Source organism: Kitasatospora sp. NPDC004289 (genome assembly GCF_053602875.1).
The window spans coordinates 72,001-86,507 of record NZ_JBSGEL010000027.1 but is presented as its reverse complement, the minus strand read 5'-3'; the positions used below and the strand labels follow the sequence as shown (position 1 = coordinate 86,507).

General features: G+C 73.0%; 15 protein-coding genes. 3 read left to right on the top strand and 12 right to left on the bottom strand.

Features of this window, described 5'->3' with window-relative positions:
• Positions 1–206: 206 nt before the first annotated feature.
• Together shbA and ACWEPF_RS20020 are read right to left on the bottom strand one after the other, a co-directional pair.
• The gene (gene shbA / locus ACWEPF_RS20025; protein ID WP_345286158.1) at positions 207–857 is read right to left on the bottom strand and encodes an RNA polymerase sigma factor ShbA; all 651 of its coding nucleotides are present in this window, start codon (positions 855–857) and stop codon (positions 207–209) included.
• 188 nt (positions 858–1,045) lie between these two features.
• The gene (locus ACWEPF_RS20020) at positions 1,046–1,657 is read right to left on the bottom strand and encodes a response regulator transcription factor (RefSeq protein WP_014136228.1); all 612 of its coding nucleotides are present in this window, start codon (positions 1,655–1,657) and stop codon (positions 1,046–1,048) included.
• A gap of 537 nt (positions 1,658–2,194) precedes the next feature.
• Here ACWEPF_RS20020 and ACWEPF_RS20015 point away from each other — a divergent pair.
• On the top strand, positions 2,195–2,521 hold the full coding sequence (locus tag ACWEPF_RS20015; protein WP_345286160.1) for a WhiB family transcriptional regulator: 327 nt from the start codon (positions 2,195–2,197) through the stop codon (positions 2,519–2,521).
• Positions 2,522–2,590: 69 nt separating this feature from the next.
• Here ACWEPF_RS20015 and ACWEPF_RS20010 read toward each other — a convergent pair whose 3' ends face one another.
• From ACWEPF_RS20010 to groES, 3 genes are all read right to left on the bottom strand, one after another.
• Complete coding sequence (locus ACWEPF_RS20010; RefSeq protein ID WP_345286163.1) at positions 2,591–3,592, bottom strand: LysR family transcriptional regulator; 1,002 nt, start codon at positions 3,590–3,592, stop codon at positions 2,591–2,593.
• A gap of 280 nt (positions 3,593–3,872) precedes the next feature.
• Positions 3,873–5,501 (bottom strand): chaperonin GroEL, encoded by a 1,629-nt coding sequence (gene groL, locus ACWEPF_RS20005; protein ID WP_345286165.1) that lies wholly within the window; start codon positions 5,499–5,501, stop codon positions 3,873–3,875.
• A gap of 96 nt (positions 5,502–5,597) precedes the next feature.
• Positions 5,598–5,903, bottom strand: a complete 306-nt coding sequence (gene groES, locus ACWEPF_RS20000; protein WP_057231242.1) for a co-chaperone GroES — start codon at positions 5,901–5,903, stop codon at positions 5,598–5,600.
• A 405-nt stretch (positions 5,904–6,308) separates the two neighbouring features.
• Here groES and ACWEPF_RS19995 point away from each other — a divergent pair, with 405 nt between their 5' ends.
• Positions 6,309–7,487 carry a class I SAM-dependent methyltransferase gene (locus ACWEPF_RS19995; protein ID WP_452173613.1) on the top strand — a complete coding sequence of 393 codons (1,179 nt, stop codon included), beginning with the start codon at positions 6,309–6,311 and terminating at the stop codon, positions 7,485–7,487.
• On the opposite strand, the gene ACWEPF_RS19990 is transcribed toward ACWEPF_RS19995, so the two are convergent.
• The 4 genes from ACWEPF_RS19990 to tsaB are packed head-to-tail and all read right to left on the bottom strand — an operon-like array spanning position 7,463 to position 10,602.
• Complete coding sequence (locus ACWEPF_RS19990) at positions 7,463–8,326, bottom strand: polysaccharide deacetylase family protein (protein ID WP_452173612.1); 864 nt, start codon at positions 8,324–8,326, stop codon at positions 7,463–7,465. The genes ACWEPF_RS19995 and ACWEPF_RS19990 overlap by 25 nt on opposite strands.
• Before the next feature lie 53 nt (positions 8,327–8,379).
• Positions 8,380–9,459 carry a tRNA (adenosine(37)-N6)-threonylcarbamoyltransferase complex transferase subunit TsaD gene (tsaD, locus tag ACWEPF_RS19985; protein ID WP_345286172.1) on the bottom strand — a complete coding sequence of 360 codons (1,080 nt, stop codon included), beginning with the start codon at positions 9,457–9,459 and terminating at the stop codon, positions 8,380–8,382.
• Positions 9,452–9,958: a ribosomal protein S18-alanine N-acetyltransferase gene (rimI, locus tag ACWEPF_RS19980; protein WP_345286174.1), complete on the bottom strand. Its 507-nt coding sequence runs from the start codon at positions 9,956–9,958 to the stop codon at positions 9,452–9,454. The genes tsaD and rimI overlap by 8 nt, the downstream gene beginning before the upstream one ends.
• Positions 9,955–10,602, bottom strand: a complete 648-nt coding sequence (gene tsaB / locus ACWEPF_RS19975) for a tRNA (adenosine(37)-N6)-threonylcarbamoyltransferase complex dimerization subunit type 1 TsaB (protein ID WP_452173611.1) — start codon at positions 10,600–10,602, stop codon at positions 9,955–9,957. Before tsaB ends, rimI begins: the two co-directional genes overlap by 4 nt.
• Before the next feature lie 344 nt (positions 10,603–10,946).
• Here tsaB and ACWEPF_RS19970 point away from each other — a divergent pair, with 344 nt between their 5' ends.
• Positions 10,947–11,510 (top strand): hypothetical protein, encoded by a 564-nt coding sequence (locus tag ACWEPF_RS19970; protein WP_345286178.1) that lies wholly within the window; start codon positions 10,947–10,949, stop codon positions 11,508–11,510.
• 237 nt (positions 11,511–11,747) lie between these two features.
• On the opposite strand, the gene tsaE is transcribed toward ACWEPF_RS19970, so the two are convergent.
• From tsaE to alr, 3 genes are read right to left on the bottom strand one after another with little or no spacing between them, the layout of a single operon-like run.
• Entirely contained in the window at positions 11,748–12,206 is a 459-nt protein-coding gene (gene tsaE, locus ACWEPF_RS19965; protein WP_452173624.1) for a tRNA (adenosine(37)-N6)-threonylcarbamoyltransferase complex ATPase subunit type 1 TsaE, read from the bottom strand.
• A gap of 32 nt (positions 12,207–12,238) precedes the next feature.
• Positions 12,239–13,321, bottom strand: a complete 1,083-nt coding sequence (locus tag ACWEPF_RS19960) for an alpha/beta fold hydrolase (protein WP_345286180.1) — start codon at positions 13,319–13,321, stop codon at positions 12,239–12,241.
• Positions 13,318–14,499, bottom strand: coding sequence for an alanine racemase (alr, locus tag ACWEPF_RS19955; protein WP_452173610.1), 1,182 nt, complete (start codon positions 14,497–14,499; stop codon positions 13,318–13,320). The genes ACWEPF_RS19960 and alr overlap by 4 nt, the downstream gene beginning before the upstream one ends.
• Between the last annotated feature and the right edge of the window lie 8 nt (positions 14,500–14,507).

Below are 14,507 nucleotides of genomic sequence, written 5' to 3'. Positions count from 1 at the left end.
GGGAGCACGCTGCTCTCGAACCGGCACTAGCTCAGGACCGCCAAGCACACCCGAGGTCTTGGAGGAACCTCCGAGGGAACCTCGCCCACACCCGCGAAACTTTGGCGACCTGCCCAGGCGCCGATACCCCATGGTACTGGCATCCCGTATGCCGAACTCGCGCCCCCTTGACAACACCGTCCGGGCCGAATCCCTTCCGGCAGCCGCTACGAGCTCTCCTCGGCCAGCTCGGCCAGCGCCCGCAGCCGGCTGAGCGCCCGGTGCTGCGCCACCCGGACGGCGCCCGGCGACATCCCGAGCACCTCCCCGGTCTCCTCCGCCGAGAGCCCGGCGGCGACCCGCAGCAGCACCAGCTCGCGCTGGCGGGCCGGCAGGTTGGAGAGCAGCTCCTTGGCCCAGGCCGCGTCGCTGCTGAGCAGCGCCCGCTCCTCGGGGCCCAGCGCGTCGTCCGGCAGCTCCGGCAGGTCGTCCGGCGGGATCACCGTCGACCCGGGGCCGCGCATCGCGGCCCGCTGGAGGTCGGCCACCTTGTGCGCGGCGATCCCGTAGACGAAGGCCTCGAAGGGACGCCCCTCGTCCTTGTACCGGGGGAGCGCGCAGAGCACCGCGACGCAGACCTCCTGGGCCACGTCGTCCACGTGGTGCCGGGCCCCGCCGGGGAGCCGGAGCAGCCTGCCCCGGCAGTAGCGGAGCGCCAGCGGGTGGACGTACGCCAGCAGGGCCTCGATGGCCGGGCCCTCGCCGCGGACCGCCGCGGCGACCAGTTCGCCCAGCTCGACCGCCGACGCCGCGACGGCCGGTGCCTCGGCCGGGGCGCCGGGTGGGCCACCGGCCGGAGGAGCGTCGTCGTCGCGCATCGGTCCATGGTGCCTGGTCGGCACGGAAAACGCGGCACCGCCTCCGGAGTTGTGCATCGGAACGTTATGCGTCTCCCCCACCGCCCCCGCCTCCGCCCGCTGGTCCCCGAGGTGCTCCACTGCTCCATGGTGCAGCCTCGGGACCGTGACGTCATACGTCTGAGCGAGCGGTGACCGGTGCGGGCCGGTCAGCGGACCAGGCCCCAGCGGAAGCCGAGCGCCACCGCGTGCGCGCGGTCCGAGGCGCCGAGCTTCTTGAACAGGCGCCTGGCGTGCGTCTTCACGGTGTCCTCGGAGAGGAAGAGCTCGCGGCCGATCTCCGCGTTGCTCCGCCCGTGGCTCATGCCCTCCAGGACCTGGATCTCACGGGCCGTCAGGGTCGGTGCGGCGCCCATGTCCGGGCTGCGCAGCCGGCGCGGGGCCAGCCGCCAGGTCGGGTCGGCCAGCGCCTGGGTGACGGTGGCCCGCAGCTCGGCGCGCGAGGCGTCCTTGTGCAGGTAGCCGCGGGCCCCGGCGGCGACCGCGAGCGCGACCCCGTCCAGGTCCTCGGCCACGGTGAGCATGATGATGCGCGCGCCCGGGTCGGCCGAGAGCAGCCGGCGGACCGTCTCCACCCCGCCCAGGCCGGGCATCCGGACATCCATCAGGACGAGATCGGAGCGGTCGGCCACCCAGCGGCGGAGGACCTCCTCACCGTTCGTCGCCGTGGTCACCCGGTCCACCCCGGGCACCGTCGCCACCGCGCGGCGAAGCGCCTCCCGGGCGAGCGGGGAATCGTCGCAGACGAGTACGGATGTCATGACCGTCGTCCTCCGCAGCTGATCCGCGTCACGTTGAGCCTCCTGGCTGGTACGAATCTCTCCGACACGGCCGAATGGCGAGGGACTCCGGTCGCTCGCGGTCTCCCGCGATCGTTCCCGGCGCCCAGCGCCCGCTAACCGCCTCCGCACTTCCAACGACCGTCACTCGAATGAGTTACGGCCTTCAGGGCCATCTCCACCACTGTACGTGGCCGACCCGTTACCGATCAGCCGCATCGCGGTGCACACGCCGCACTTTCGTGCTGCTCACGCGCTTGCCGCGCACCACCGGCGCCGACGAACGACCTTCCGCGCGCCCGGAGCCACCCGATCGGCACGCCGACACACGCCAAACCTCATGCCCCCATTTGTCCGTTTTTATAGCTTCTGTGGGGTCATTGACTGTTGTGCACCGCTGTGAGTGACTTGTCCCAGTGGTTGCCGTAAGTCATATTTCCAGGTGTCCATATCGGCTCAGAGCAAGCTCGCCGGACGGACCGAGACCCTCGCCAGCAGTCCATGAAGGGAACAAGTGCCATGGCCGACTTCTCCCGCCTCCCCGGCCCGAACGCGGACCTCTGGGACTGGCAGCTCTCCGCCGCCTGCCGCGGCGTGGACAGCTCGCTCTTCTTCCACCCGGAGGGCGAGCGCGGAGCGGCCCGCAGCTCGCGCGAGGCCAGCGCCAAGGAGGTCTGCATGCGCTGCCCGGTACGGGCCCAGTGCGCGGCGCACGCGATGGCGGTCCGCGAGCCCTACGGCGTCTGGGGCGGCCTGACCGAGGACGAGCGCGAGGAACTGATGGGTCGTTCGCGCAACCGGCTGGTCGAGGTGCCGCTCACCATGCCCGCCACCATCAGGCGCTGACGGCGCGTCACTCCTTCGCCGTAACCGCAGAAACGTTTTTCCGCCCGGGTCCTCCACGGCACCACGCCTTCAGCGCGCGGCGGCCGCCCCGGCCAGCTGGTCCAGCATGAGCGCGACGGCCGGCACCCCGGCCAGGTCCGGCAGCGTCAGCGCGACCACCTGACGCACCGCCGGGGCTCCCGAGGCGGCCCGCACCGGCACCGCCGCGACGCCCTCGTGCCGGGCCGCCTCCAGCGCCAGCCCCGGCAGCACCGCGACCCCGAGCCCGGCCGCCACCAGACCGACCACCGCCGGGTAGTCGTCGGTGGCGAAGTCGATCAGCGGCTCGAAGCCCGCGTCCGCACAGAGCCCCACCAGGTGCCCCCGGCACTGCGGGCAGCCGGCGATCCACTGCTCCCCCGCCAGCTCCACCAGCTCCACCGGCCTGCTCTCGTCCCGGTCCGCCAGCGGGTGCCCGGCCGGGAGCAGGCCCACCAGCGGGTCGTCCAGCAGCGGCCGCACCACCAGGTCCGACCAGTCGCTCGCCGCCTGGCTGGCGGCCGCCTCCAGGGTCGCCTCGGCCCGCGCCTGACGCGCCGTCACGTGCGGCGCCGGCACCGTGGTCACCCCCTGCGAGTCCGGGTACCGGAACGCCAGCGCCACCTCGCACTCGCCCCCGCGCAGCATCGCCAGCGACTCCGGCGGCTCCGCCTCCACCAACGACACGCGCACCCCCGGACGGGCGCCCCGCAGACGGGCGACGGCGGGCGGCACCAGGGTGGAACTCGCGGTCGGGAACGACACCAGCCGCACCCGCCCGGCCCGCAGCCCGGCGATCGCGGCGACCTCCTCCTCGGCGGCCGACAGGCCCGAGAGGATCCCGTTCGCGTGCTTCAGCAGCACCTGGCCGGCCTCGCTCAGCTGCATCCCCTTGCCGGAGCGCACCACCAACGGGGTGTCCACCGACTTCTCCAGCGCCTTCATCTGCTGGCTGACGGCCGGCTGCGTGCAGCCGAGCTCCCTGGCGGCCGCGGAGAACGAACCGGTGCGGGCGACGGCGCGCAGGACGCGCAGGTGGCGGGCCTCGATCATGACTCCGTTATAAGCGATCCTTTGGGCAAACACCCAACCGCGCAGCTCGCAACGTGGGCCCGGCAGGGCAGCGACCCAGGGGCGCGAGGAACTGCGCGAACCGGAAGGCGGACCGGCGTGAGATCGGGGCACGCGAGCCAGTTGCACGCGCTGCCGTTCCCCCGCGCGCAGTTCCCCGCGCCCCTGACCGCCCTCCGGGCGGCCCGGGCGGCCCGGGAAGAACGCCGGAGGCCCGGCTCCCCCGCAGGGGAACCGGGCCTCCGGTCGGGCTGACGGTGCGTCAGTGGGAGTGGCCGTGGCCGCCGTGGCTGTGGCCGGCCGGCTCCTCGTCGGCCGGCTTCTCCACCACGAGGGTCTCGGTGGTGAGGAGCAGCGAGGCGATGGAGGCGGCGTTCTCCAGGGCGGAACGGGTGACCTTGACCGGGTCGATGACGCCGGCCTTCACCAGGTCGCCGTACTCGCCGGTGGCGGCGTTGTAGCCCTGGCCGGCCTCCAGCTCGGCGACCTTCGAGGTGATGACGTAGCCCTCGAGGCCGGCGTTCTGGGCGATCCAGCGCAGCGGCTCGGCGAGCGCCTTGCGGACGACGGCGACACCGGTCGCCTCGTCGCCGGAGAGGCCGAGGCCGTCCTCCAGGACCTTGGCGGCGTGCACCAGCGAGGCGCCACCACCGGCGACGATGCCCTCCTCGACCGCGGCGCGGGTCGCGGAGATGGCGTCCTCCAGACGGTGCTTGCGCTCCTTGAGCTCGACCTCGGTGGCAGCGCCGACCTTGATCACGCAGACGCCGCCGGCCAGCTTGGCCAGGCGCTCCTGCAGCTTCTCGCGGTCCCAGTCCGAGTCGGTGTTGGCGATCTCGGCCTTGATCTGGGCGACGCGGCCCGCGACGGCGTCCGAGTCACCGGCGCCGTCGACGACCGTGGTGTCGTCCTTGGTGATGGTGACGCGGCGGGCGGTGCCCAGCACGTCCAGACCGGCCTGGTCGAGCTTGAGGCCGACCTCCTCGGAGATGACGGTGGCACCGGTCAGGGTGGCCAGGTCGCCGAGGATCGCCTTGCGGCGGTCGCCGAAGCCGGGGGCCTTCACCGCGACGGCGTTGAAGGTGCCGCGGATCTTGTTGACGACCAGGGTGGAGAGCGCCTCGCCGTCCACGTCCTCGGCGATGATCAGCAGCGGCTTGGAGGCACCGCCCTGAAGGATCTTCTCCAGCAGCGGGAGCAGCTCCTGGATGGAGGAGATCTTGCCCTGGTTGATCAGGATGTACGGGTCCTCGAGGACCGCCTCCTGACGCTCCGCGTCGGTGACGAAGTACGGCGACAGGTAGCCCTTGTCGAACTGCATGCCCTCGGTGAAGTCCAGCTCCACGCCGAAGGTGTTCGACTCCTCGACGGTGATGACGCCGTCCTTGCCGACCTTGTCGATCGCCTCGGCGATCAGGTCGCCGACCTGCTGGTCCTGGGCGGACAGGGACGCGACGGCGGCCACGTCCTCCTTGCCCTCGATCTCGCGGGCGATGGAGAGCAGGTGCTCGGAGACGGCGGCGACGGCCTTGTCGATGCCCTTCTTCAGGGCGGCCGGGCCGGCGCCGGCGGCGACGTTGCGCAGACCCTCGTTGACCAGGGCCTGGGCCAGCACGGTGGCGGTGGTGGTGCCGTCACCCGCGACGTCGTTGGTCTTGGTGGCCACCTCCTTGACCAGCTGGGCGCCGAGGTTCTCGTACGGGTCGTCCAGCTCGACCTCACGGGCGATGGTGACGCCGTCGTTGGTGATGGTCGGCGCGCCGAACTTCTTGTCGATGACGACGTTGCGGCCCTTGGGGCCGATGGTCACCTTCACCGTGTCGGCCAGCTTGTTGACACCGCGCTCGAGCGAGCGGCGGGCGTCCTCGTCGAACTGCAGGATCTTCGCCATGGTTCCGTTTCCTCTGGGGATCTACTGACTGCGGGAGCCAACAACCGCGCCCCGGCCGCTGTCTGACGACACGTGACCGGGGCGGGCTGGAACGACTTACTTCTCGATGATGGCGAGAACGTCGCGGGCCGAGAGGACGAGGTACTCCTCGCCCTGGTACTTCACCTCGGTGCCGCCGTACTTGGAGTACAGAACGATGTCGCCGACCGCGACATCGAGCGGAAGACGCTGGCCATCCTCGAAGCGACCCGGGCCGACGGCCAGGACGACGCCCTCCTGGGGCTTCTCCTTGGCGGTGTCCGGGATAACCAGGCCGGAGGCCGTGGTGGTCTCGGCGTCGAGCGGCTGGACCACGATGCGGTCCTCGAGCGGCTTGATGGCAACCTTGCTGCTGGCGGTCACGTCCGAGCTCCCCTTCGGAGATTACGGGGTTGTTCTACAGGTAGGTGGCGATGTGCACGCGCCCGCCGTCGCGGGGGTCGGACACGCTCCATCGCGTTAGCACTCACCCGGTGGGGAGTGCCAGGAACGACCATAGGCCGCGGTTAGCACTCAGTCAACCAGAGTGCCAACGCCGCGCGTGGCGCCCCGGCGCCCCGGGGCCCCGCAGGGGCCCTCAGGGGCGCGGGGAACTGCGCGAGACGGAAGGCACCGACCTGATCGCCGGGTACGGACAACCACCTGCAAGTGAGCGCCCGCGCCCGGCCACCGGCGCGCACCTTCCGCTTCGCGCAGTTCCTCGCGCCCCTGATGGCCCCTGCGGGGCCACAGGCGTGCCCACCCTGCGGGAGCGGCGAGAATGGCCCCGTGGAGATCGACGCGTTCAAGGCCCTGTTGACCGATCAGGGCCAGGCCCTGCTGGCCGAGTTGCGGGAGTTCAAGCCCGGCGAGGAGCTGGCGCTGGCCACCCGGCTGCGCAAGGAGCACCCGGCCGAGCTGGTGACCGCCGCGATCGGTCAGGCGCACCTGCGCCAGCGCGCCCGCGCGAAGTTCGGCACCGACGCCGACGCCATGTACTTCACCCCCAACGGAGTCGAGCAGGCCACCCGCCGCAGCGTCGCCGAGTGGCGCGCCGGCCGCTTCGCGGCCCTCGGCGTGCGCCGCCTCGCGGACCTCTGCTGCGGGATCGGTGGCGACGCGATCGCCCTCGCCCGGGCCGGGGTGCACGTGCTCGCCGTCGACCGCGACCCGCTGACCTGCGCCGTCGCCACCGCCAACGCCGCCGCCCTCGGCCTCACCGAGCTCGTCGAGGTCCGCGAGGCCGACGTCACCGAGGTGGACGTCGCCGGCTACGACGCGGTCTTCACCGATCCGGCCCGCCGGACCGCCCGGGGCCGGGTGTTCGACCCGGAGGCGTACTCGCCGCCGCTGTCCTGGGCGGTCGAGGCGGCCCGCCGCACCCCGTACGGGGCGCTCAAGGTGGCCCCGGGCATCCCGCACGAGCTGGTGCCGGAGGGCGCCGAGGCGGAGTGGGTCTCGGACCACGGCGAGGTCAAGGAGGCCGTCCTCTGGTTCGGCACCGGCGCCACCGCCCCGCACCGGGCCACCCTCCTCCCCGGCCCGCACTCGCTGACGGGCGGTCACCTCCCGGACCCGGAGGCGGGTCCGGTCGGCCGCTACCTCTACGAGCCGGACGGCGCGGTGATCCGCGCCCACCAGGTGGCCGAGGTCGCCGAGCAGGTCGGGGGCCGGCTGATCGACCCCAGGATCGCGTACGTCACCTCCGACCGGCTGGTCAGCACCCCCTACGCCCACGCCTACGAGCTCACCGACGTGCTGCCCTACAACGTCAAGAAGCTCAAGGCCCTGCTGAAGGAGCGCCGGGTCGGCACCGTGGTCATCAAGAAGCGCGGCGTCTCCGTCACGCCCGAGGAGCTCCGCAAGCAGCTCAGGCCCAGCGGTCCGAACGAGCTGACGGTCATCCTCGCCCGGACCGACCACGGCCCGCTCATGATGCTCGGTCAGCCCGCCGGCGCCGCAATGTAGTCCTCCAGCCGGGCCACCGCGAAGCCCTGCTCCTGGATCCGGCGCAGCATCTCGGCGAACATCTCGGTCATCGTCTCGCCCTTGAGGTCCTTCGGGCCGCGGAAGTGCGCCAGCACGATGTCGCCGGGCTTCAGTTTCTTGTCGGCGGCCTGGTACTGCATGTCGTGGATCTGCATCGACTCGCGCCAGAGCACGATGGCGCGCGGCCCGCACTGCTGCACCGAGGCGTTGAGCTGCGGGGTGTGCGCGCCGTCCCCGTACGGCGGGCGGAACAGCAGCGGGGCCTTGCCGTACTGCTGGGTGAGCGCGGCCTGGGCGTCGCAGACCTCGGACTTCTGCTTCTCCGGCGAGACCTTGCTCAGCTGGGCGTGGTCCGTGGTGTGGTTGTGGATCTGGTTGCCCAGCTCCTGGAGCGGCTTGAAGTAGCCGTAGTCGTCCTTGACGATGTTCTTGGTCAGGAACATCGAGACGGGCACCTTGAGGTCCCGGATCATCTCGACGAACTTCGGGTCCTTCTCGGCCCCGTCGTCGATCGTCACGAAGACGACCTTGTCCTTGGTCGGCACCTCGGAGAAGACCGGCACCGGGCCGCTCGCGGTCAGCTTCACCGGCTTGTCGGCCGGGGCCGGCGGGGCGGCGGGCAGCGGCTTGATCCCCCACTTGGCCCAGGCGTCCGCGGAGGCCACCGGGCTGCCGCCCACCGCCGGCTGACTCTCCTTCACCTGCGGCCGGGCACTGCTGGGAGCGGGCGGCGCGGGGCTGGACGGCGCCGTCGTCCCGCTCCCGCAGCCGGCCACCAGCAGCAGGGTCAGCGCCGCCACCCCGTACGTCCTCTTCACCGTGCTCCCCGTCGTCGTGCGCTCCCAGCGAACTCCCAGGAACACTACCGGGGTCAGCGCAGCGCTTCGTGCGCCGCCGCGTGCAGATCGGTGTGCGGGACGGAGACCTCGGTCACGGGCAGCGAGGAGTCCGCGGAGAGTTCGAGGGCCGAGGGGGCACGGTTGCGCCAGACCATCTCGGCGCCGAGCGCCGCGACCATCGCGCCGTTGTCGGTGCACAGGCCCGGGCGGGGCACCCGGAGCACGATGCCGGCCTTGTCGCAGCGCTGCTGGGCCATCTCGCGCAGCCGCGAGTTGGCCGCCACGCCGCCGCCGATCATCAGGTGGTCGACGCCCTGGGCCTTGCAGGCCTTGACGGCCTTGCGGGTCAGCACGTCGGTGACCGCCTCCTGGAAGGACGCGGCCACGTCGGCCACCGGCACCTCCTCGCCGGCCCGGCGCTTGGCCTCCACCCAGCGGGCCACCGCGGTCTTCAGGCCGGAGAACGAGAAGTCGAACTCCGGGTCCTTCGGACCGCTCAGCCCGCGCGGGAAGTTGATCGCCTTCGGGTCGCCCTCGCGGGCCATCCGGTCCACCACCGGGCCGCCGGGGAAGCCCAGGCCGAGCACCCGGGCCACCTTGTCGAAGGCCTCGCCGGCCGCGTCGTCGATGGTCGCGCCGAGCGGGCGGACGTCGGTGGTGATGTCCTCGCTGAGCAGCAGCGAGGAGTGCCCGCCGGAGACCAGCAGCGCCATGGTGGGCTGCGGCAGCCGGCCGTGCTCCAGCTGGTCCACGCAGATGTGCGAGGCCAGGTGGTTCACCCCGTACAGCGGCTTGTCCAGCGCCCAGGCGAAGGCCTTCGCCGCGGAGACGCCGACCAGCAGCGCACCGGCCAGGCCGGGCCCGGCGGTGACGGCGATGCCGTCCAGGTCGGTGCCCTTGATCCCGGCGGTGTCCAGCGCGCGCTGGATGGTCGGGACCATCGCCTCCAGGTGTGCCCGGCTGGCGATCTCCGGCACCACGCCGCCGAAGCGGGCGTGGTCGTTGACGCTGGAGGCGACCGCGTCGGCCAGCAGGGTGGTGCCCCGGACGATGCCGACGCCGGTCTCGTCGCAGGAGGTCTCGATGCCGAGGACCAACGGTTCGTCAGCCATGCTGCCGCTCTTTCGGGTTGTCGAGGCGCGGGTCGTCCAGACCCGGGTCGTCGAGGCGCATCACCAGCGCGTCCACGTTGGCGGGCTGGTAGTAGCCGCGCCGGATGCCGACGGGTTCGAAGCCGTGCCGCTCGTACAGCCGCTGGGCGCCGAGGTTGTCCACCCGCACCTCCAGCAGCAGCTCGGTACAGCCCCGGCGGGCCGACTCGTCGATCAGGTCGGTGAGCAGCCGGGCGCCCAGCCCGGCCCCCTGGTGGCCCGGGGCCACCGCGATGGTCTGCACGTCGCCCTCGACGCCGATCGCCATCAGCCCGGCGTAGCCCACCAGCGCGCCGTCGAGCTCCGCCACCGTGTAGTGCCGGGTGCCCTCCGGACCGGTGTCGGCCAGCTCGGACCAGAACATGCCGCGCGACCAGGCGTCCTCCGGGAAGAGCTCCTGCTCCAGCGCGATCACCGGCTCGATGTCCCACCAGCGCATCGGCCGCAGCCGCACGCTCATGCCGGGAGCACCGCCTTGTAGCCCGCGGGGACCTGGGCGTCCGGGCGGCGCAGGTACAGCGGCACGTTCGGCAGCAGCTCGCGGCCGGCCGCCAGCTCCTTGACGGCGAAGTCGGCCAGCGCACCCGCCGAGACGTGCTCGGGCGCGGCGGCGGCCGGGAAGGTCTTGGGGTACAGCAGCGCACCGGCGCCGAACGACACCTGGTGCGGCGTCAGATCCGCCGGGCGGCTGACGTCCGGGCCCTCGGTGCGGCGCTTGTCGCCGTCGTACGAGGCCCAGTAGACCTCCTTGCGGCGGGCGTCGGTCGCCACCGTGAACGGGGCGCCGTCGTTCTCGGCCTGGTGCGCGATCGCGTCGAGCGTGCAGACGCCGTGGACCGGCAGGCCCAGCGCGTGGCCGAGCGTCGCGGCGGTGACCAGGCCGACCCGCAGGCCGGTGTACGGGCCGGGGCCGACGCCGACGGCGATGGCGGTCAGCGCGTGCTTGTCCACCCCGGCGTCGCGCAGCACCCGGTCGATCGACGGCAGCAGCAGCTCCCCGTGCCGTCGGGCGTCCACCTGATGGGCCTCGGCGAGGATCCGCTCCCCGTCGTGGACGGCGGCGGTGACGGCAGGGGTCGCGGTGTCGAAGGCAAGCAGCAGCACGCCCCCAAGATTACGGCCTCTTCCGCAGGCACCCGGCCATCGGCTCTTCAGGGGCGCGGGGCTCCGCCGCGTGGGCGCGAAGCGGCTCGGTGGCCACCCCGGGGGCGCGAGGCTCTGCTGATGTGCGGCTCCGCCGCGTGAGCGCGAATCGGAAGACACCGACCCGTCTGCCGGGCGCGGACAGCCACGTGCAACTGAGCCCCCGTACCCGGCGATCAGGTCAGCGCCTCCCGCCTCGCGCAGTTCCTCGCGCCCCGGGTCCACTGCGTGGTGCTGACCGTGGCGCTCCGCAGGAACTGGCACGATGGCCGAGTCAGAAAACCTCGAGCCTGGCGGGAGCCGACGTGTCGCGTCCTGGAGTGGTGGTAGCCGGTCTGACCGTGGCGGCGTTGGCGGCCGTCGGGCTGCTGGCGTTCCAGGCGAACGGGGCGGCCTCCCGGACGCCGGTGGCGAAGCCGTCCGCTCCGGTGAGTTCGGCCGCACCGAGCCCGTCCGCCTCACCGACCGTCACGGCCCCGGCCCTGCCCGCGAGTTCGGGCACCGGCCGCCGGGTCGTCTACTCGGCCGGCACCCACTGGGTCTGGCTGGTCGACCCGAAGAAGCCGACCCCCGTGCAGACGGCCTTCACCGTCACTCCCGGCACGGCCGAACCGGCTCCGGGCAGTTACTCGGTCTACAGCCGGACCCCGGCCGGCACCGGCACCGACGGCGCCCAGATCGAGCACGTGGTGCGCTTCGCCCAGCAGAACGGCGTGGTGTTCGGCTTCAGCGCGGCCATGGACGCCGCCGCCGCGGCGCCGTCGGCCGATCCGAAGACCAAGACCGGCGGCATCCGTTCGAGCCGGACGGACGGCCAGAGCCTGTGGGACTTCGCCCCGAACGGGACGAAGGTCGTCGTCATCCCCTGACGGGCCTCAGGATCAGCGCTCGACCGGCTGCGGCGGGGGCGGTGTGGAGACCGCCCTCGCGGCCGCGCAGGCGGCGAGCAGGGCCCGCATCGGGCTGGGCGACTGGGGAGCGGTGGGCGTGGTGCTCGTCATGATGTGTCTCCCTGGTTAGGCACACCTAACTGCCAGGGTCATCCCACCACACCGGCGCACCCGCCCACAACCGCTTGCCGACAGCCCGTCGGCAAACACGAGGCGTCAGACGTCGGCCAGCGCCGTCAGGTCGACCCCGGCCCAGCGCTCGCCGATCCCGGTGAGCCGGACCTGCCGCGGGTCGGAGTCGTCCACCGCGTCCGCGCCGATCGCCCGTTCGATCCGGACCTCCAGCCGGTCGTCCGTCAACTGCTCGACCTTGCCCTCACCCCACTCGACCACCACCACCGACTCGGGCAGCGAGACGTCGAGGTCGAGGTCCTCCATCTCGTCCAGGCCGCCGCCGAGCCGGTACGCGTCCACGTGCACCAGGGCCGGGCCGGTGCCCAGCGGCGGGTGCACCCGGGCGATCACGAAGGTCGGCGAGGTGACCGCGCCGCGCACGTCGAGGCCCTCGCCCAGGCCGCGGGTGAGGGTGGTCTTGCCCGCACCGAGCTCGCCCGAGAGCATCACCAGGTCGCCGGGGCGCAGCAGTCCGGCCAGCGCCTTGCCGAGGCGGTTCATCCGCTCCGGCGTGTCCACCGTGATCACCGAGGTCACTCCTTCTCTCCTACGGCGGCCAGCAGGTCCGCCAGCTGACGGTTCACCAGGTCGGGCCGCTCCAGCATCACCAGGTGCCCGGCCTCCGGCACCAGGACCAGCTCGCAGCCGGGCAGTTCGGCCGCGATGGCCTCGCTGTACTCGGGCGGGGTGAGCAGGTCCTTCGTCCCGGCCAGCACCAGGACGGGCAGTGCGGCCATCGCCCGCAGCGCGGCCACCTTGTCCATGCCGCTGAAGGCCGGGTAGAACTCGGCGACCACGTCGAAGTGGGTGGCCTCCAGCAGCTGTTCGGCGAACCGGACCACGCCCGGGTCCACGTCCTTGGTGCCGAAGGAGTACCGCCGGTAGAACACCGCGGTCAGGTCCGAGCCGGCCCGCCGGGTGGCCTCCACCAGCGCGGCCTGACGGCCCAGCAGCTTCACCACGCCGGGCGCCATCCGCTTGACCAGCTTGGAGCCGAAGGCGGGCAGTCCGAGGGTCACCTCGTCCCAGCCGCTGGCGAGCGTGCCGACCAGGGCGACGCCCACCACCCGGGGGCCGAACAGTTCCGGGTGCCGGTCGGCCAGCGCCATCACCGTCATGCCGCCCATCGAGTGCCCGACCAGCACCACCGGGCCCTCGGGCACGACGGCGTCCAGCACCGCCTTCAGGTCCTCACCCAGCTGGTCGATGCTCGCGGGCTCGCCGGCCAGGTAGGTGCGGGAGCGCTCGGAGCGGCCGTGGCTGCGCTGGTCCCAGAGGACCAGCCGGGCCGAGTCGCGCAGCGCGGCCCGCTGGAAGTGCCAGCTGTCCTGGCTCAGGCAGTAGCCGTGGCTGAACACCACGGTCAGCGGGGCGCTCTCGTCGCCGTCCACCTCGACGTGCAGGACGGTGCCGTCGGACGCCGTCACCGGCACCGACCGCCCGCGCAGCGAGCCGTACGGGGCGGCGGCGTCCAGCTCCTCGCGGGCCCGGCGCCGGGTGGCCCGGCCGACCGTGAGCCGCTCGACCGCGACGCCGGCGGCCGCACCGGCGGCCAGCAGGCCGACCGAGATGCCGATCAGTCCCGCCGTCCGGCCGACCCCCTTGGCCTCGGTCACTCCGACGCCCCCAGGTAGCGGCGCGGGACCCGGGCGCCGATCCGGGTGATGATCTCGTACGAGAGGGTGCCGCAGGCCCGGCCCCAGTCCTCGGCGGTCGGCTCGCCGTGCTCGCCGTTGCCGAACAGCAGCACCTCGTCGCCGACCCGGGCGTGGTCGCCGCCGAGGTCGATCACGAACTGGTCCATCGCCACCCGGCCGGCCACCGTGTACCACTTGCCGCCGACCTGCACCGGGCCGGTGCCGCTGGCGTGCCGGGGGACGCCGTCCGCGTAGCCGACCGGCACCAGGCCCAGGGTGGACGGGCCCGGAGTGGTGTAGTGGTGGCCGTAGCTGACGCCGTGTCCGCCCGGCACCTCCTTCACCAGGGCCAGGCGCGCGGTCAGCGCCATCACCGGCCGCAGCCCGAAGTCCGCCGGGGCGCCGACCTCGGGCACCGGGGAGAGCCCGTACATCGCCAGGCCCGGCCGGACCAGGTCGTAGTGCGACGCGGGCAGCAGCAGGGTGGCCGGGGAGTTGGCCAGGTGCCGCACCTCCGGGCGCAGCCCGGCCCGCTCGGCGTGCGCCAGCGCCAGGGCGAAGGCGTCCTGCTGGAGCCGGATCGAGGGGTGGCCGGGCTCGTCGGCCGCCGCGAAGTGCGACCAGATCCCGACGACGTTCAGCATCCCCTCGGCCTCGGCGCGGCGGGCGGCGGCCACCAGGTCCGGCCAGTCGTGCGGCTGGCAGCCGTTGCGGCCCAGGCCCGTGTCGGCCTTCAGGTGCACCCGGGCCTGGACGCCGGTCTCGCGGACGGCGGCCAGCAGCTCGTCCAGCGCCCACTGGCCGCTCACCGAGATGTCGATGTCGGCCCGGAGCGCCTCTGCCCACGGGCCGCCCGGGATCCACAGCCAGCAGAGGATGCGGGCCTCGGCCGCCGAGATCCCGGCCGCGCGCAGCGCCAGCGCCTCCTCCGGGGTGGCGGTGCCCAGCCAGCGGGTGCCGGCCGCGACCGCCTCGCGGGCGCAGCGCACCGCACCGTGGCCGTAGGCGTCCGCCTTGACCACGGCCATCAGCTCGGGGCCGTTGGTACGGGCGCGCAGGGCGTCGAGGTTCCCGCGCAGGGCGGCCAGGTCGATGGTCGCCTCGGCGCGGACCCCGTCGGTGAGCAGGGCCGTCCCGGTCGTGTTCGCAGTCGTCATCGCGTACC

Excerpts from the sequence above, each read along its gene's own strand:
- shbA (WP_345286158.1), bottom strand. The coding sequence starts at position 857 with ATGCGCGACGACGACGCTCCTCCGGCCGGTGGCCCACCCGGCGCCCCG.
- ACWEPF_RS20020 (WP_014136228.1), bottom strand. The coding sequence starts at position 1,657 with ATGACATCCGTACTCGTCTGCGACGATTCCCCGCTCGCCCGGGAGGCG.
- ACWEPF_RS20015 (WP_345286160.1), top strand. The coding sequence starts at position 2,195 with ATGGCCGACTTCTCCCGCCTCCCCGGCCCGAACGCGGACCTCTGGGAC.
- ACWEPF_RS20010 (WP_345286163.1), bottom strand. The coding sequence starts at position 3,592 with ATGATCGAGGCCCGCCACCTGCGCGTCCTGCGCGCCGTCGCCCGCACC.
- groL (WP_345286165.1), bottom strand. The coding sequence starts at position 5,501 with ATGGCGAAGATCCTGCAGTTCGACGAGGACGCCCGCCGCTCGCTCGAG.
- tsaD (WP_345286172.1), bottom strand. The coding sequence starts at position 9,459 with ATGGCTGACGAACCGTTGGTCCTCGGCATCGAGACCTCCTGCGACGAG.
- rimI (WP_345286174.1), bottom strand. The coding sequence starts at position 9,958 with ATGAGCGTGCGGCTGCGGCCGATGCGCTGGTGGGACATCGAGCCGGTG.
- tsaE (WP_452173624.1), bottom strand. The coding sequence starts at position 12,206 with ATGAACCGCCTCGGCAAGGCGCTGGCCGGACTGCTGCGCCCCGGCGAC.
- alr (WP_452173610.1), bottom strand. The coding sequence starts at position 14,499 with ATGACGACTGCGAACACGACCGGGACGGCCCTGCTCACCGACGGGGTC.